The 17,281-nt window shown below is 59.3% G+C and carries 13 protein-coding genes; 1 reads left to right on the top strand and 12 read right to left on the bottom strand.

Annotated elements, in window-relative coordinates:
• The 10 genes from BV034_RS04375 to rpmB all read right to left on the bottom strand — a co-directional run.
• Positions 1–4,686: sugar-binding protein (locus BV034_RS04375; RefSeq protein WP_265592615.1), on the bottom strand; the 4,686-nt coding region annotated here is incomplete at its 3' end.
• 3,013 nt (positions 4,687–7,699) lie between these two features.
• Entirely contained in the window at positions 7,700–7,987 is a 288-nt protein-coding gene (locus BV034_RS04365) for a hypothetical protein (RefSeq protein ID WP_265592614.1), read from the bottom strand.
• 302 nt (positions 7,988–8,289) lie between these two features.
• The gene (locus BV034_RS04360; protein ID WP_050024490.1) at positions 8,290–8,964 is read right to left on the bottom strand and encodes a DapH/DapD/GlmU-related protein; all 675 of its coding nucleotides are present in this window, start codon (positions 8,962–8,964) and stop codon (positions 8,290–8,292) included.
• A 91-nt stretch (positions 8,965–9,055) separates the two neighbouring features.
• Positions 9,056–9,622, bottom strand: a complete 567-nt coding sequence (gene frr, locus BV034_RS04355) for a ribosome recycling factor (protein WP_038163715.1) — start codon at positions 9,620–9,622, stop codon at positions 9,056–9,058.
• Between the two features lie 90 nt (positions 9,623–9,712).
• A complete protein-coding gene (gene pyrH, locus BV034_RS04350) occupies positions 9,713–10,447 on the bottom strand; it encodes a UMP kinase (RefSeq protein WP_009958842.1) in 735 nt (244 codons plus the stop codon).
• A gap of 96 nt (positions 10,448–10,543) precedes the next feature.
• Entirely contained in the window at positions 10,544–11,257 is a 714-nt protein-coding gene (locus BV034_RS04345) for a TIGR02206 family membrane protein (RefSeq protein ID WP_050024488.1), read from the bottom strand.
• A 33-nt stretch (positions 11,258–11,290) separates the two neighbouring features.
• Positions 11,291–12,010: a hypothetical protein gene (locus BV034_RS04340; protein WP_050024486.1), complete on the bottom strand. Its 720-nt coding sequence runs from the start codon at positions 12,008–12,010 to the stop codon at positions 11,291–11,293.
• Between the two features lie 179 nt (positions 12,011–12,189).
• Positions 12,190–13,491: a diaminopimelate decarboxylase gene (lysA, locus tag BV034_RS04335; protein ID WP_050024484.1), complete on the bottom strand. Its 1,302-nt coding sequence runs from the start codon at positions 13,489–13,491 to the stop codon at positions 12,190–12,192.
• Between the two features lie 48 nt (positions 13,492–13,539).
• A complete protein-coding gene (locus tag BV034_RS04330) occupies positions 13,540–13,893 on the bottom strand; it encodes a hypothetical protein (protein ID WP_050024483.1) in 354 nt (117 codons plus the stop codon).
• Positions 13,894–13,909: 16 nt separating this feature from the next.
• Positions 13,910–14,173 carry a 50S ribosomal protein L28 gene (gene rpmB, locus BV034_RS04325; protein ID WP_009958835.1) on the bottom strand — a complete coding sequence of 88 codons (264 nt, stop codon included), beginning with the start codon at positions 14,171–14,173 and terminating at the stop codon, positions 13,910–13,912.
• 196 nt (positions 14,174–14,369) lie between these two features.
• Between rpmB and BV034_RS04320 the strand changes: the two genes are divergently transcribed.
• Positions 14,370–15,401, top strand: coding sequence for a Gfo/Idh/MocA family oxidoreductase (locus tag BV034_RS04320; protein WP_050024481.1), 1,032 nt, complete (start codon positions 14,370–14,372; stop codon positions 15,399–15,401).
• A gap of 146 nt (positions 15,402–15,547) precedes the next feature.
• Here the strand turns inward: BV034_RS04320 and BV034_RS04315 are convergent, their stop codons facing one another.
• A complete protein-coding gene (locus tag BV034_RS04315; protein ID WP_050024479.1) occupies positions 15,548–16,582 on the bottom strand; it encodes a methyltransferase in 1,035 nt (344 codons plus the stop codon).
• 147 nt (positions 16,583–16,729) lie between these two features.
• Positions 16,730–17,221 carry a hypothetical protein gene (locus BV034_RS04310; protein ID WP_050024477.1) on the bottom strand — a complete coding sequence of 164 codons (492 nt, stop codon included), beginning with the start codon at positions 17,219–17,221 and terminating at the stop codon, positions 16,730–16,732.
• Between the last annotated feature and the right edge of the window lie 60 nt (positions 17,222–17,281).

Here is a 17,281-nt window from a genome sequence, read left to right as displayed (position 1 = left end):
GATGCGCCGGGTGCGGTAATCATAGCCATACTCATGCTCGTCAGCATTGGGGAGGGTCACGCCTTCCAGGCGGCTCTCTGCATCCCAGTGGTAGGTGGTGGTCTGGGCGGACTGCCCGGTGACCGTCAGCGTCTGGGTGGCGCGATTGCCTGCCAGATCATAGGTCAAGTCCGCCTCGCGGGTCACCGCGCCCAGGCCGTCCTCCTCCGACCAGTCCGTGAGCTGGTTGAAGTGGTTGTAGGTGTAGAGTGTCTTGGTGGTGAGGGTGCCGTCCGTGCTCACCAGCTTGACGCTGCGGTTGCTGCCGGTGTCATAGGCATAACCCGTGGTGATCACCGGGGAACCGGGCTGGGCCATGGCCTCACCCGTGAGCCGGTTGGTGGCGTCATACACCATGACGGTGCTGCGCCAGCCCGCGCCCCGCGTACCCTCTCCGGGCCAGCGCTCTGACTGCACGGTGACATTGCCCACCGCATCGTAGGTCCACAGGAACTGGGCCTGCAGAACATCGGTGCTGGTGTAGGTCTGGCGCGATTCCAACCTCCCCAGGTCGTCATAAGCGTTGTACTGCCATAACCCGTTGGGCTGGGTCTGGGCCACCGCCCGGCTGGTCAGGTCATAATGATAAACCGTGGTGCGCCCGCCCTCGGTCACCGTGAGCGGTTTGCCCTGGCTGTCGTAGGTGGTGGCAATGGTCTTGCCTGTGCCTAGGGCAGTCCCGGTCCGGCGCCCACCCAGGTCATAGGTGTAAGTGTGCGTGAGGCCCTGGGAGGTTTCCGTGGCCACCCGGTCAAGGGCATCATAGGTGTAGCCCACCGTGGCCTCGGGACGCCCGGTCTCGGTCACATCGGTGAGACGGCCCGCAGTATCATAGACCCGGGTGCGCACCACCGGGCTGCCACCCACCGTCCAGGTCGTGGTGGTGAGACGGTCTCGCAGGTCATACCCAAAGGTGAACTCACGCCCCGCACTGTCCTCCCGGGAGGTTTCACGAAGGGCATCGTAGTGCCGCTCGGTCCACACGCCCTCCTGGAACGTTTCTTTGAGCAGCCGGTTCAAGTCGTCATAGGTGAACGTGGTCACCTTGCCCCGCGGATCGGTCACCGAGGTCCGGTTGCCGTTCTTGTCATATCCAAACCCGGTGATCTGCTCCTCCGCGTCCTCCGTCTCGGTGAGGCGGTTGTGGATGTCATAGGTGTTGGTCACGACGCGGTTGAGCGCATCGGTCACCGTCTTGACGTTGCCGTTGCGATCGTAGGTGGAAGCGGTCACCTGGCCCAGGGCATTGGTCACAGTGAGTCCCCAGCCGGCGTTGTTGTAGGTCTTGGTGGTGACCTTGCCCAGAGGGTCGGTGACCGTGAGCACGTTGCCTCCGGCGTCATAGGTGGTGTTCACCTCCGGCCGGGACCACTGGCCCTCCAGGGCATCCCAGATGTATGGGGAGGTCACCTTGGTGGGGCGGTTCCGGTTGTCATAAACCGTGGTGACGATGTTCCCCAGAGGATCCTGCACGGCAATGACATTGCCATTGGCGTCATAGGCGGTCTTGGTCACTGGGCTGACTCCGTTGACCTCAGGCAGCGTCACCTCCACAGCCCGACCGGCCCGGTCATACTGGGTGAGGGTTTCACGACCCAGCTCATCCACCACCTTCCAGACCAGGCCGGAGGGTGTGTAGTAAGAGTGCCGGGTGGTGGCATCGGGATACTCCACCTTGGTGGGACGGTTCAGGCCGTCAAAGGTGGTCTTGGTGATGCGGTTGAGCGCATCCTTGACCTCCTCGGGGTTGCCCGCGTCGTCATAGGTGGTGGTGACGGTGTTGCCTTCCGGCGCCTGTTTGACCGTGGGCCGGTAGAGGTCGTCATAGGTGATGGTGGTCACCTTGCCACGGGGATCGGTGATGGTGGTGGGCTTGAACCCGCTCACATCAAAGACGCTGCCCCCGCTGTTGGCCCCGTAGGTGTAGGTCGTGGTCTGGGCGTCCCCGCCGCTGCCCACCGTGGTGGTGAGACGACGGCCAATGCCGTCATAGGTGTGGGTGGTGACCGTGCCGCGCGGGTCGGTTTCCGTGTGCGGCAGGTTCAGCGCCGTGTAGGTGGTTTCACTCACCAGGTCGGCCCCGTCATCCATGTCCACGGTGGACTTCTTGCGCCGGTTCAAGGAGTCATACTCGTGCGTGGTCGTGACCCCGCGTTCATTGACCTCGCTGGTGAGGTTGCCATGGGCGTCGTAGCCCAGAGTGCGCGTGGTGCTGTCGGGGTTCTCCACGCCCGTGAGCCGGAGGCTCTGGGCGTCGTAGGTGAAGGTGGTGGTGTGCCCGCGCGGATTGGTGACGGTCTTCTTGCTGCCGTTGCCCGTGTAGGTGTAGCTGGTGACCAGTTCGATGCCACCTCCGGCCGTGACCGATTCCTTCTGGACCCGGCCATTGGCATCGGGGGTGTACTCAGTGATCAGGTCGCCCCCGGTGGCCGTGGTGCTCTGCACGGTAGTCTTGGCCAGGAACCCGGCAAAGCCACCAGCACCGTAGTCGAAGTCAGTGACCTTCAGGGTCGAGACACCCTTGCTGATGGTTTCCTTGGTTCGCAGTCCGGTGCCCGATTGAATCGTGTAGCTGGTCAGCGTGCCCCGCTCATCGGTCATTGACTTCATGACCCGGGTGTCATTGTCATAGGTGAAGTACCGGCTCTTGCCCAGGGCATTGACCTGCTGGATGGGATCATCCCAGCCCAGGCCGTTGGATCCCACGGTGCCATAATGGAAGGTGGTGGTGTTTCCACTAATATCCGTGGCCGAGCTGAGCGCCATGCCGTGGTCGAAGTCGAAGTTGTAGACCTCGTCTCCTTCCGGGGTGTCGATCTCCATGCGGCTGAAGAAGACGGTGAGCTGCTTGCTGTACGGGTCCTGCTCCTTTCCGGGATCATTCTGGAGAGGCACAAACACATCCGGCAGCGTGAAGGTGAAAGTGTAGGTGCCGCAGGCCCCACTGACGATTGTCTGAATGTCCGCGGTGCTGAGCGTGGCATTGGCCTGGGTCCGGATGTCGCGGGTCCCGCTGACGTTGACGACCGCGTTGTCAGGCAGAGTGATCTTTTTCAGCAACCGGGGCAGGCCCAACTGACTGCGGAGGCGAAACGCGGCACCGGAGACCTCCAGGTACTTGTTGCCGTGATTGAACTCGTACTCAAAGTCATAGTCGGCACCCCGTTCATCCGTGATCCCCACGACATTGAGGTGCCGGTGATCCGGGGCCGGAGGCCCGTCAGGGTCCGCATCACTTGGAGGAGTGGATTCAATGACGGTCTGGTAAGCATACTGCACGCTGTTCCCGCCTCGTTGAACGGAGGTCAGGCAGCGGGCCTGATCGTCGCCCGCATTCAGGAGCGTGTAGGAGTAGGACACCGTTTCACCCGAGGGACCACGCACGGCGGTGACCACCCCGTTGTTTTGCGTGAGAGTGACCACCTGGTTGGGGCGGTCCGGGTCGTGGATCTTGTTCGGGATCAGCGTGGTGTTGGAAGGATAGGTGTATTGAATCTCGTTGTTCCAGCGATCCTCTGCCTTGGTCAGCCTGGCATAGCGCAACTCCAGCGCCTTGTAGCTGCCATCCTCGCGGTCACTGCTGAACTTCTGGATGATGGGGGTCAGCTCATAAGTGCAAACGGTGCCGTACTTTTTGCTGTACTTGAACCCCACCACCTGGTTGCTGCCATTTCGGAGGGTTTCCAGGGTGTCGTAGGCGGTGCGGGCATCCTGCTTTTCTTCGCGGGAGTGAATCCAGACGTGAGGATCGCCCGGTTCTTCGGGGAGCAAGGTGGGCAGCGAACGGTAGAACACAGTGCTCGCCCCCTGTTCATCGGTCACCACCGCCTTGCGGAAGTTGTCTTCAAAGCGAATGTTGGCACACAGATTGGAGGACCAGCCCGGGCCGAACGGGGCGTCCGGAAATTCCGAGGGACGCAGCCCGCTGCGCAAGTTCCACGTGTGCTCCCTGGCGCTGCGGCGCACCACGAGGGGCAGCAGGCTGCTGTCCGCCGCCGAGTACACATCGCTGACGACATGATTGAGCTGGCGCGTAAAGGCATCAACAAACGTTTCCTCAGGGAGTTCTCCGCTCTCGTCCTTGCTCTGGGGTTTGCTGTCTGACAACGGCATGCCGTTGAGACCCACCTTGCGATAGGAGGGACCAGCAGCATCCGATGCGGAGATCTGAAAGCCGGGCGCCGAGTCGCCGCTGGAGTCGATGGGATCCAAGATGAGATGCTCAAACTCACCGCGATCCATCAACGTGCTATCCTTGGCCTTGAGCTCAACTTGCTGCGCACTGAATGTCTCACCGGGGGGGATAATCAGAGTGACTTTCTCAAGAATCTCGGGGGCACCGTAGGGATCAAGGTCCGTGTACCTTACCTTGTTGTAATAGTAGTAGCGCCACCGGCTGGCAGGCTCCGGAAGTGCCGCACGAACATTTTTCCATTCGGTATACTGATACTCCGTCCTTGTGTTCCAGCCAATGAGTTCGGTAAAGGGATTACCCTCCTCTTCGTAAATCGGAGAAGGTTCACTGTAGTCGGCACGATTGGAGAGAGCCTCCGAAACACGTCCATTCGTCTCATCTCCCACCTCGCTCCAAGTCGCACCCATGTACATCGGAAGAATGGTTCCATCGCCGATAGTGCCAGGGGGCACGACATTGGTAGGATCAACCCACAGCGTACAATCAGCCCAAAAGGTGTCGTTCCATCCGTTTACGAAATCATAGTCAACCCTCAAAAAAGTGCGCAAACCCATTTGGTACTGAAGCTCGAGAACCTCGCCTTTGCCGCTTGGTCCTAGCGGCGGCGCAGTGATATCCTCAAACGAAGCGACCTCAGGGGAGCCCGGGGCGACGGCGCTTGGAAGGTTCGCGCCAGAACCCGGACCTCCTGAATTGGTTCCAGGTTGATTCCCAACCCATGGAATGGCGGGAACAGTTCCTGACGGTACGCTTGGGGCAGACATGCCCAAGGGGTCAGTGCCCGCGGCGTACTCCTGGCCATTCGAATAGCCGTCACGATCAGGATCCCCTCCGAAAGCAGCACCAAGACTGTTGAAATAGTGAATTTCCCACCAATCAGGAAGCCCGTCACTGTCACCATCATAGGGAACATTGACCACGATAGAATTCGAAGACGCGCTGGGAGCTCCTGAAGAATCTCGGCCGACTGCATGCACCACAAATTTTCCCCACGTTTGAGGTCTAAAGTTCAAAACGAATGGTGCCGAATCGTCCTCTCCAATAAGTACGCCGTACTGGTAGAATGCCATCGTATGAGGCGCTTGTGCAGCATTCACGAATTCACCATGGATCAAAACAGAATCTCCCACTAGAACCGTTACATCCGTTGATGGCGCTATGATTTCGATCTCAGGGCGCGCGTAGAAAGTGTTAACATCAGAATATGCCAGATCCGGCAGAGCGTTGGAGCGAGCATTCACACTCTCCCCTATCTGATTAACGTCAGTCGCCCCCCATGCAGCAAGGGTCCCATCTTCCTTCAATACCAAAGTGGCAGAGTCCGAGGCGCTAATTGACTTTACTCGGCCCGAGAAGGCCGACAGTGTTGGAGTTGGCTGATCGACGTAATCTCCCGTGCCGAGCTGTCCTCGATCGTTCCGCCCCCAAACGTAGAGGCCTCCGGCGCTTGTTGTTGCCAAGCTGTGGCACCCCCCTGCGAATACATCCACCGCATTAGCAATGCCAGACAATTGCTGCGGCGAAGTGGCGCCAGGAGCGACGGCCACCCCCAATCGACCGTATTGGTTGTTTCCCCACGCCCATACAGTCCCGTTTGACAACCTTGCTAGCGAGAAATTTCTCCCAGCTGCAGCTTTCGATACGAGCCCACTCATGCTGATTGCAGCCGGAGTTGTCTGAGCCGTTGTTGATCCGTTTCCAAGTTGACCTGAAGCATTATCTCCCCAAGTCCAAAGTTGGCCTCCTGTGTCTACCACCACATAGTGATCATATCCTACGTAAACATCCTTTGCATTGAGCAACCCGATCACTTGACTTATGACAGTTGACCTTATGCCCCACTCCCAAAACGTGCCGTCACGTTTTTTCGCCAGCGAACGATAGTATCCGCCATAGAGCGCCTCAACATCCAGAAGATCCAAGACTTGCGCAGGAGAATCGAGAGTTGGCGAAACCATACCAGTGCCCAATATGTTACGCGGATTGGCACCCCAAGCCCAGATCGTCCCATCTTGCTTGAGCGCCAGTGATCGATCCACCCCTGCTGTAACCGATTTTATGCCACTAAAATCGGGCAACTTTTCGGCTTTATCGATGTCAACTTTGTGCCCTCGTCCCAGCTGACCAGAACCGTTGCCGCCCCAGGACCAGATTTCACTTGATTTGTCCAACGCAACTCCATGTTGACCTCCCGCAGCAAGTTGACTGTAGCGCACGTCGCCCAAGGAATACACCGGATCGGCCGTGTTTGTAATGAATAGACGTCCGAGCAAATCCTGCTTCTTTCCCCAACTCCAGATTGTACCATCATCCGCCACAGCAATAGCGTTGAGCGGGCCCGCATCGATCGATACTAGCGGGCGATCTGCTGATATTCTAACGGGTGAATTTGTATATGGTGTTCCACTCATCGACGCCATCGGTGCGGCCACGCCCAATTGGCCATATTGATTAGCACCCCAAGCCCAATAGCTGCCATCGTTTAAGCGGACGAATCCAAAACCACTTCCGCAGGAGACCGAAACCGCCCCCTCCAGGCCGTGTAGCGACTGTGGAACATTTGCACTGTATGGAAAGCGTGCCCCCCAAACAAGGACAACGCCAGCGCTATCGATCATGGCACTACTAGATCCTCCCGCTGAGATGGCCACTGCCGCATGGGCACCTGCAACAAGCGCTGGCGACAACCGCATAGTGTTTGTACCATCGCCCAACTCTCCGGAACTGTTTGCGCCCCATGCAAGTACATCCCCATTGCTTTTCAAGGCCATACTGTGTTCGGCACCTGCTGCGATAGAGGTCACATCCGACAGTCCTGGAATTTGGAAGGGAAGGGGGCGCCAATTTTGCGAGCCATCCCCCAGTTTTCCAAAGTAATTGAGGCCCCAAGCCCAGACCGATCCGTCAGATTTCAAGGCGAGAAAATGGGTGCCGCCTGTAGCAATTTTCACTACGTCGGTCAATCCCGGCACCTCGAGTGGGATTGAACTGGAAGCGCTCGACAAGTTGCCCAGATGAACAGCTCCGATCGCTCCCCAAGTCCACACCGTCCCATCCTCTTTCAGAGCAATCATAGAGTCGCCTCTGGTACAAACTGCGACAGCGTCAGCCATCAGAGACAAAGCTGGGGCGGCAGATGCTACCAATGAGTTGTTTCCCAACTGACCATGTGTGTTACCCCCACAAGTCCAAACTCTTCCCAGGTGATCGATTACTGCCGATGCAGAGGAACCCGCAGACACTCGTTGTTGTTCCCCAGAATTTTGCCCGCAAAGAGAGACCGGCAGCAAAGATATCAATAGGCCGATTAGAATTTGGCCTATTTGTGATTGAATATAGATGATTTTTTCAACCGGCTTTCGGGAAAGTCTTCCTCCAACAGAATAAGAAGGGAACCAACACTCGCAAAGATGTCTAATTGAGAACATACGTTTTTTACCTATATACATCAGCATTTAACCTATATCAACTCGCAGAATGATAAATTATTCGCACAATCCGGCTGGGCAACGCCCGACCTAATTTCGCTTCGAATTGGCTAAATATCCCCGATTGCCCCCTCATCTCACCATCTCCAGCGCCGCGTGCACCTTGTCCGTATCCGTGGTGCCGCGCCCCCTTAATATCCTCATACTTCACAACATCAGGAAATAACTGACCCAGCTTGCGCCCCATCGCCACGGGGATCACTTCATCCTCGGTGCCGTGTCTGGCCACCACTTGGTAGCCGCCTTCTTTCTGCAGGCGCTTCAAGATGGTGACAGTGTTTGAGCATGGGTGAAGAATTTCGCACAACATCTACAGGAGAATGAGGCGCTTAAGGATGCAGTCCTCTCCCCCAACCATGCGAAACGGACGGGCCATGAGTACTTTCAGTCTTCTGCGGCCCCCCTCACTCTGTTCGACCATCGGCGGTTGTCTCGATGCACAAACCGCCGCTCCTTGGACGGGAGCCGGGCGCGCGTTCAATTCCTGAATGAAAATACACAGCCTGAAGGCTGGACTCCATACAGTTCCGCACACGAATGCGCCCAATGGTTCACCAAATTACTGGACTACCGGCGTTCCGCCACTTCGTGCTGCTGGCGCACTTTCAGGATCGACGACTCCGGCAGGACGCCAGCGAAATTCGCACAGGGATAGACGATGCTGCGCCTTCCGATCAGGGTACCGGGACTAAGGACGCTGTTGCAGCCCACTTCAGCGTGGTCACCAACAACGGCGCTGAATTTCCTCAATCCCGTGGCGATGCGCTCGCTGCCGTGGTGGACCACGACCGGAGCGCGGTCGAGACGGACGTTGGAGAGGATGACACCTGCGCCAAGGTGGGCCTTGTAGCCGAGGACGGCATCTCCCACGTAGTTGAAGTGGGGCACCTCGCAGTTGTCGAACAGGATGCAGTTCTTGAACTCGCACGAATTCCCCAGGACGCATCCATCGCCCACGATGACGTTTTCCCGGATGTACGCGCCGGAGCGGATGTGGCAGTTCTTGCCGATCCAGGCGGGGCCTTTGATCACGGCTCCGGCCTCGACAACGGTGCCTTCATCAATGAAGACCTGGTCCCCGAGGGTCGCCTTGGGAGAGATGTCGCCCAGGATCTCAGGCTTGAGCTTGAACTGCAGGTACCCCTCGATGCGAGTCAGGGCGCTCCAAACGGGTTGCTCATCGTCAAAGAGCAGCCCGTGAATGGTGCGGGAGAGGTCCAGGTAGTTGCCAGCGGAGAACATGGGAAATCAAGCGGACATGCAACAGGCAGGGCAGCCCGGCACCGACGCCAATCCGCCAGCTCCTCCTGCCCAACCCAGACCAGAAAGAGCCTCACACGGTGAGGATTTCCTTTTCCTTCGAAACGACGTGCTGATCGATCTCGGCGATCTTCTTGTCCGTGAAGGTCTGGACTTCCTTCTCACCGCGATGCAAGTCATCCTCGGTGATGGTGCCTGCCTTCTCGAGCTTCTTGAGCTCTTCCATGGACTCACGGCGCACAGCGCGCACGCGGACGCGGGCGTCTTCGGCCATACCCTTCACCTGCTTCACCATCTGCTGGCGACGCTCGGTGGAGAGTTCTGGCACAGGAAGGCGGATCACCTTGCCTTCGACGCTGGGGTTGAGACCCAGATTGGAGGCATTGATGCCGCGCTCGATGTCTTTCAGCGTGGAGGGATCAAACGGCTCGATGCGAATGAGACGGGGCTCCGGGGTGGAGATCATGGCCAGCTGCTTCAGCTTCATGTTGCTGCCATAGCTGTTCACCCAGATGTCCGTGTTTTCCACAAGGGCCGGGGAGGCCTTGCCGGTGCGGACGGCAGCGAACTCGTGGATGGCGTATTCCACCGCTTTGGTCATGTTTTCCTCAGCAGTGAGGAGGGCGGTATCAAGGGGCATGGGATGCAGTAAGGTTCGAGTTGATCAAGCCCGGCATGGCGACAGTCTGCCACCAGCGGGCCGACAGCAAAGCACGCTCCGGCCGGATTGTCACGCGTCGTTGCTGACGATCGTGCCAATGGATTCGCCTGTCAGAGCCCGCCGGATGTTGTCCGGACCGTTCATGTCGAACACCACGATGGGCATGTTGTTCTCCTGACACAGGCTGAAGGCGGTGGCGTCCATCACCTTGAGCTGGCGGGTGAGCGCCTCTTGATAGCTAAGACGCTCATACCGAACGGCGTTCGGATTCTTGTTGGGATCGCTGTCGTAGATGCCGTCCACCTTGGTGGCCTTGAGCACGACATCGGCATTGATCTCACTGGCGCGCAGGGCGGCCGTGGTGTCCGTGGAGAAGAAGGGGTTGCCAGTGCCGGCGGCGAAGATGACCACCCGACCGAGCTCGAGGTGGCGCATGGCCTTGCGACGGATGAAGGGCTCCGCCACATTGTCCATCTTGATGGCGCTCTGCACCCGGGTGGGCACATCCATGCCCTCCAGCATGGACTGGACGGCCAGGGAGTTCATCACCGTGGCCAGCATGCCCATGTAGTCTGCCGTGGCGCGCTCCATGCCGCGGTTGCTGGCGCTGATGCCCCGCCAGAAATTGCCGCCGCCGACCACCACCGCAATCTCAAGACCGGACTGGTGGGCCGCCTTGATCTGCGAGGCAATGTTCTCAACGATCGGCGGAGAGATGTTGTCATGACTGCCGACTTCACGAAGGGCTTCGCCGCTAAGTTTGATGAGGACCCTCTTGAACTTTCGTGTGTCTTCGTCTGGCATCTTCGGGTCGTAATTACATGAAGCGTGCACGCTTGCAAAGACAAATCACCGCGTGACGAGTTTGTGGCGATGGAATCGCGATACCGAGACGGGTTCTCACCGTTTCCCCCGTGAGGCCCGCCCTCTGCCCCGCACAAAGGGCAGATCCAGCAGGATAAAGATGACCAGCGCCATCAAGGACGCCGCGCCAATGTACCAGGGCCAGGGACCCAGCAGATCGTAGAGCGAGGCCGTGGCGGGCTTCCGGCAGAGGAAGCCATAGTTGGCTCCCGTGAGAGCGTTGAACCCACTGATGACCAGGGCGTAGAGATTGATCAAACCCCAGGCCACCCACTTGGCCTTGGCTCGGGGGGTGCGCCGCAGACCAAGCACCCCGTAGAGTGCCGTGGCGACCACACCGCCATGCGCCAGGAAGAAGGCAAAGTACCGCGGGCTGGGGAAATCTGTGGTAAGCGCCGGGGTCAGCATGCCCTGCATGGTGCCCGCCAGCCCCCAGAAGAAGAGCAACTCACAAAAAAACTGCTTTCGGGTGAGCAACACCACCACCCCCAGGAGTGCGGAGAGATCGCACAGGTGGCAGGGGTACTGATTGTCCACCGTGAGCGTGCCAGTGTGGACGTAAAAGGCGTAGCTCACCGGCCACTGCACCAGAAGGGCCGCGGCCATGATCCACTCCAGAATGCGCTGCGCGCTCCCGTGACCACGACGAGCCACCCAGATCATCACCGCTGCCACCAGCGCCGTCGCCAGCAGGGCTGCCAGATGGCTGGGGCCATAGGCTCGAAAGGTCTGCTCAACTGCGGGCGGCATGCGTCTACGTCACCTGGCTCCCCTGCCGCTCAATCAGCCATTGGTCCAGTGACCGCCGAATGACAGCTCGATCTGGACCGGGTTGGAGTAGTCCGTTTTGCCGTAGGCCCCGATCATGGGGATGCCGGTCGCGTTGCGCCAGGCCCGGCTCATGCTTTCGCCCGTGTGGCAGCCCCAGCTTTTGCAAAAGGCGTTGTTGGTGAAAATACCACGGCGGATTCGCGGCAGATCCTTTTCATGCAGCCAGGACTTGGACACGCCATAGACCAGATTGCTGTAGTCAAACATGAAGCAGTACTTGTTGCTGTGGCCGTAGTACTCGAAGCTGCAAATCTTCACCCGGCCACGAGGCTGGCCTTCGTTGAGGTAGTTGATCAGCTGGGTGCCGTTGTCGAACCACATCAGGCGCACGCCGTACTTGTCCCGCACACTCTCCACCAGCGGAGTGAGGGCGCGATTGTCTTCAGTGCTGCGGGTGACGAAGGCGGTGCGATACACCAGCCAGGTGATCATCGCGTTGGGGTCCTGTTTCTTGATCTCCTCAATGCGTACCCGGGCTGGACGGATGAAATTGCCCCACCAGCGATCATGCTGAGTGCCAGGCGCGCGCAGGTCCTCCCACTTTCTCAGAGCCGGACCACCACTGACGATCACGTATTCCTGGCTCTGGGCGGAGGCGGCGCTCGCAAATCCAAGACTGGCCACAAGGCCCAGCAACAGCAGGCAGGTGTGAATAGGACGGGTGAGGTTCATGCTTCGCTTCGTCGAGAGGTCAGGGATTGGTCTGTGGGTTCAGAACTGCCCCCAAAGGGCCAGTCTCCATAATCTCTGCCACGGGAAACTCCACCGCGATCTTTCACAGATGCAAAAGAGGAGGTGCCGTAGCACCCCCTCTTTTGTCAGAATTCGTCAAAATCCCGTGGAACCAGGGCTTACTTCTGCACCAGGTGCTCACCGCGGACCAAATCGTCCAGCGTCTGGCGCTCGCGCACCAGATGGGCCTCAGAGCCGTCCACCAGGATCTCCGCTGCCAGCGGGCGGGAGTTGTAGTTGGACGCCATGGTGAAGCCATAGGCACCGGCGCTGAGCACCGCCAGGGTGTCGCCAGCCTGCACCGGGGGCAACTCGCGATCTTGGGCCAGGAAGTCGCCCGTCTCACAGATCGGTCCCACCACGTCCACCTTTTCCAGCTCGGCACCCTCTGCCTTTTGCAGGGGGGTGATCTGGTGCCAGCCTTCATAGAGGGCGGGGCGGATGAGGTCGTTCATGCCTGCGTCCACGATGACAAACTTCTTGGCGTTGCCCTTCTTGAGATAGAGGACCTTGGAGAGGAGCGCGCCCGCATTGCCTACCATGAAACGGCCGGGCTCCAGGAGGATGCGCAGCTTTAGGGGCTCAAGAATCGGCACCAGGGCATCGGCATAGCTCTGGATGGTGAGAGGGCGCTCAGCCTCCTCTTTCTCACCCCACCAGGTCTGGTCGCCGCTGTCCAGGCTCTCGCGGTACACAATGCCCAAGCCGCCACCGATGCTGAAGAACTTGATGTGGTGACGCTCCTTGAGCTTCTCCACCAGCGGGGCCACCTTCTTCGCGGCTTCGACGAAGGGGTCGATGCTCGTGAGCTGGGAACCAATGTGCATCTGCAGACCGCGGATCTCGAGGTGCTCGCACTCCGTCGCGATGGCCGCATAGGCATCGAGGATGCGATCGAAGTCCACTCCGAACTTGTTCTCGCTCTTGCCGGTGGAGATGTACTTGTGGGTCTTCGCGTCCACGTTCGGGTTCACGCGCAGGGCCACCGGGGCCTTCTTGCCCAAGGAGCCAGCCACCTCGTTGATCTGGCGCAGCTCGGCCTCGCTCTCGGCATTGAAGCTGTAGATCCCCTGCTGCAGGGCGTACTCGATCTCCGCCCGGGTTTTGCCCACCCCGGCAAAGGTGCACTGGGAGGCGCGGCCCCCGGCCTGGATCACGCGGTAGAGTTCACCACCGGAAACGATGTCAAAACCACCGCCCAGATCCGCAATGGTCTGCAGGATGGCGAGGTTGGAGTTGGCCTTTACCGCATAGCAGATGAGGTGGTCCAGGCGATCGAGCGCTCCATCCAGCCGCTTGTAGTGATCCGTGATGGTCTCCTTGCTGTACACATACAGCGGTGTGCCGTGTTTGGCGGAGAGGGATTCCAAATCAACGTTCTCACAGTGCAGGCGACCCTGAATGTAGCGGAAAGAATGCATAGGGCGCGTGATGTAAGCCAAAATGCGCCGCGTGCAAGCTGTGCGTCACTAGGGAGCGCTCTCGTCCTTCACATCCTCTCTGGTCAGCGCAGCTTCCTCCGGCTTTCTCCTGGCGCGTAGTCCTGCCCGGTACCGCCAGAACGCGCGCAGAAACACCAGCACACACGCCGTCTTCAGAGCCAGCAGCCACCACGGCTCCCACCACGCCCCGGTACGGGATTCAATGACATCGCTCACCCCAAAGGCGGCAAACGCCGCCGCGAGCAGGAACATTTCCCGCCGCAGGCTCCGGGTTTCCGCGGATTGACCGCCTGCGCGGAAGACGCCGCGAAAAAAGAAAACCGCGCTGATGGCGAACCACAGCGCGGCTTCAAAAAGATTGAATATGGCGTCAACCGCCATGGAAGAGCCCTTCGTCTTAGACGAGACCGGCTTCCTTGAGCACCTTGAAAGCACCAACCTTGTTGATGGTCTTCAAGATACGGGCGGTCACACGGACCTTGACCCAGCGACCCAGTTCGGCGACGAAGATGCGCTTGTCACGCAGGTTCGGGTAAATCTTGCGCTTCACACGCTTGGTGATGTGCTTACCGATACCGCCTTCTTTCTTGGCCTTACCGCTGCGATGGATTTTGTGTCCCGAGGTAACACGGGCGCCGCTGATTTGACAAACTCTGGCCATGACTGTGAAAAGGGTTAGGGTTGAAAAGAAGGGTCGGGAGGTTAATCGCAGTCTGAAGATCGTCAACTAATTTTGACATCGTCGGCAGAAAAGCCTCTTCCGCGGCCAGAGTGTCGTTTGGGACCGTATCCGCCTCTGGACAATCCCTTTTCAACAGCAAGAATCTCATTTTTCCTTTTCCCATCCCTGTTCTCCCATGAGTTCTGACCCCAAGCGGATCCGTGTCGGCATCGTCGGTGCCGGCGGCATTGTGAAGTCCCGGCACCTCCCCGCCCTTCAGGCCATGCCCGAGGTGGAGATCGTGGCCGTGAGCAATGCCACGCTAGAAAGCAGCCAGCGGTTCTGTGCCGAGCAGGCCCCTACGGCAGAGCCCATGCAACACTGGCCGGAACTGGTGTCCCGGGGCGATATTGATGTCGTCTGGGTCGGCACCCCACCCATGCTCCACAGTGAGATCACCTGCTACGCCCTCCGCGCCGGCAAGCACGTCTTCTGCCAGGCGCGCATGGCCATGAGCCTGCAGGAGGCCCAGCTCATGTGGGAGGCTAGCATGAGCAATCCAGAACTGGTGGCCGCCCTCTGCCCGCCTCCCTACGGCATGAAGGGCGACGCCACCATGCGTCGGCTCCTGACCGAGGGCGCGATTGGCAAGCCCTACCACGCCGTCCTGCACAGCATGAACGGCGGCTGGCTGGATCCTGCAGCACCGGCCCACTGGCGGCAGCGGGTGGAAATCAGCGGTCTCCAGGTGCTAAGCTTTGGCATCTATGTGGAGATCATCCAGCGCTGGCTGGGTGACATCGTGGCCGTTCAGGCCAACGGGGCCGTCGTCACCCCGGATCGCCAAGGGTATGAGGTGGAGATCCCGGACTACCTCCACGTGCTCTGTGGCTTCCGCAACGGCGCCCAAGGCAGCCTCATTTTCAGCGGCGTGGCCTCCCACCCGCCTCAGGACGCCCTCCAGATCTATGGCAGTGAGGGCACCCTGACCTACAACTTTGTGACCGACGAAATTCGCTTGGGCAGGATCGGCGGTGCACTGGAGGTCGTGCCGCTTCCCGACACCGAGGCAAAGGAGTGGACCGTCGAGCGCGACTTCATCAACGCCGTGCTCAATCCCTCCGCCCCACGCCCCAAGCCGGATTTCCTTGAGGGCATCAAGTACATGCGCGTGGTCCAGGCCGCGGCCGAGAGCATGGATGCCGGGGATCTGGTGAGAGTGGCGTAGCCCGCTTGAAGCCCCCAAGATACAGGAAACAACCTCTCCACTCACCACCCCCGAAGAACGCGAAGGAAGCGCTCCGCAACGGAGCAGCCTCCCCTGTCCCACCGTTTTACTGGGCTGCCAAATTACTGTTTTGCCGAATCACCGGACTATCGGCGAATCGCCGTCATAAAGCCACGGTCCGCCGCCGTGTCCTGATAGGCTCCGGGCTCGAACCCGGCTTCGCGCAGGAGTTCGGCATACTCTCCCACTCCATAGCATTTGCCCTGGGTGGAGTGCATGAGGAGCGCAGAATACTCCGCCACGGGCAGCGGCCCGTTTTTCGCCTCATTGATGAACGCATCGTGGATGATCAACAGGCCTCCCGGAGCCAGCGCCTTGTGGGAAATGGCCAAAAGTTGCCGCACCTCAGGATAGTCCCAGTCATGCAGCACATTAGAAAACAAATGCACGTCCGCATCGGTTGGCAGAGGGTCTTTGAACATGTCACCCGTAGCCACCAACACGCGATCCGGATAGCCTCGCTCCACGATACAACGCTGCGTGATACGATCCACCGGGGCTTGCTCGTACACGGTGGCCTTCAGCTCCGCATGGTGCGCCACGAGGGAGCAGGAGTAGATCCCGCTGCCACCTCCGATATCGAGGAGGTGCTTGCGACCGCCCAGATCCACCTTCTTCGCCAGCGCCTGGCCCAGATAGAATCCGCGACAGTCCATGGCCGCCGTGAAGCTTCGGGAGAATGCGTCCGTCTCCATGGCCTTGTGCCAGTCCAGCGCCGCCTCGTCGCCGCCCCAGTTGGCGGGCTTGCCCGTGCTCAGAACTTTCAGGTAGTCCTGCGTGATGGGCCGGTCCTTCAGGGAGGCGTAGTAAGGCGAAAGACACCAGGGCGAACCCGCTGTGAGATGCTCGCTGGCCGTGAGCGTGGCGTGAAACTTTCCATCCTCCTGGCGCTCCACAAATCCATTCGCGGCGAACAGCGTGAGCATCACATCCGTGGGACGCTCCGCGAACTCAAAACGCGCGCAGACCTCCTCCTTGGTGGACGGGTTCGCTCCCAGCCAGGTGAAGAAATCCAGATGCACCACCGCCGCCGTCAGCAGGTCGGCGGCATACAAGCCATCGCGGTAGCGGTAAACACGAAGCGGATCACTTTGAGGGACAGAGGTGAGGTCAGCGGCCATGCCGCACTCAAGCGAGAATCCTCACAATTCAAAATTAGGAATGCTGAATTATGAATTGTGAATGAGAGGCCGAGCTGGGCGGAACACACAACTCAAGACACTCATTCATAATTCAGCATTCCTAATTCCTAATTTCTGGAAGACTCTCTACTCGATCTTGCCGTTGTAGCCGGCTTTGTTCAGCGCGGTCTGCAGGTCTTTCAGATTGAAGTCGCCTTCCACCGTGAAGCTGTCTTCGCCTTTGGTGGCGTTGTGTTTGGTGGCACCTTTGACGGTTTTGATCGCCTCATCCACGCCCTTCACGCACTTGCCGCAGCAGAGGTGAGTGCTGCTGACGGTGGCGGTTTTCACCTGCTTGTCGGCCACAGCTTTCACGGTGGCCCCTTCGCCGTAGTAGCCAGCGTCCAGGAGGGAGTCCACCGCCTTGTCCAGATCGCTCTTGGACTTGGCCGTGATGGTCACGCTGGTCTTGGTGACAGCGGCCGTGGTGCCGTCCACCTTCGTGATAGCCTTGGTGATGCCGTTTTCACAGCCTTTGCAGCAGTTGTGGATGCCGTTGAGCGTGAGGGTGGATTCCGCCTGGGCGGACAGCCCAAGGGCGAGCAAGGTGGCGGTGACGAGCAGAGTGATGGATTTCATAGAGTGACAAAGACGCTGGGGCCGCGCGGGCCTTTCAGCGGGAGGAAGCATTTTTCATGC

This window comes from Verrucomicrobium sp. BvORR034 (assembly GCF_000739635.1).
Lineage (GTDB): Bacteria > Verrucomicrobiota > Verrucomicrobiia > Verrucomicrobiales > Verrucomicrobiaceae > Verrucomicrobium.
Note: the sequence above shows the minus strand (reverse complement) of the source record. Positions and strands in the feature narration are given on the sequence as shown.

Bases quoted from the DNA above. Each gene is read 5' to 3' on its own strand.
- BV034_RS04320 (WP_050024481.1), top strand. From the start codon at position 14,370: ATGAGTTCTGACCCCAAGCGGATCCGTGTCGGCATCGTCGGTGCCGGC.
- BV034_RS04340 (WP_050024486.1), bottom strand. From the start codon at position 12,010: ATGAACCTCACCCGTCCTATTCACACCTGCCTGCTGTTGCTGGGCCTT.
- BV034_RS04310 (WP_050024477.1), bottom strand. From the start codon at position 17,221: ATGAAATCCATCACTCTGCTCGTCACCGCCACCTTGCTCGCCCTTGGG.
- BV034_RS04360 (WP_050024490.1), bottom strand. From the start codon at position 8,964: ATGTTCTCCGCTGGCAACTACCTGGACCTCTCCCGCACCATTCACGGG.
- pyrH (WP_009958842.1), bottom strand. From the start codon at position 10,447: ATGCCAGACGAAGACACACGAAAGTTCAAGAGGGTCCTCATCAAACTT.
- BV034_RS04330 (WP_050024483.1), bottom strand. From the start codon at position 13,893: ATGGCGGTTGACGCCATATTCAATCTTTTTGAAGCCGCGCTGTGGTTC.
- lysA (WP_050024484.1), bottom strand. From the start codon at position 13,491: ATGCATTCTTTCCGCTACATTCAGGGTCGCCTGCACTGTGAGAACGTT.
- BV034_RS04315 (WP_050024479.1), bottom strand. From the start codon at position 16,582: ATGGCCGCTGACCTCACCTCTGTCCCTCAAAGTGATCCGCTTCGTGTT.
- frr (WP_038163715.1), bottom strand. From the start codon at position 9,622: ATGCCCCTTGATACCGCCCTCCTCACTGCTGAGGAAAACATGACCAAA.
- rpmB (WP_009958835.1), bottom strand. From the start codon at position 14,173: ATGGCCAGAGTTTGTCAAATCAGCGGCGCCCGTGTTACCTCGGGACAC.
- BV034_RS04345 (WP_050024488.1), bottom strand. From the start codon at position 11,257: ATGCCGCCCGCAGTTGAGCAGACCTTTCGAGCCTATGGCCCCAGCCAT.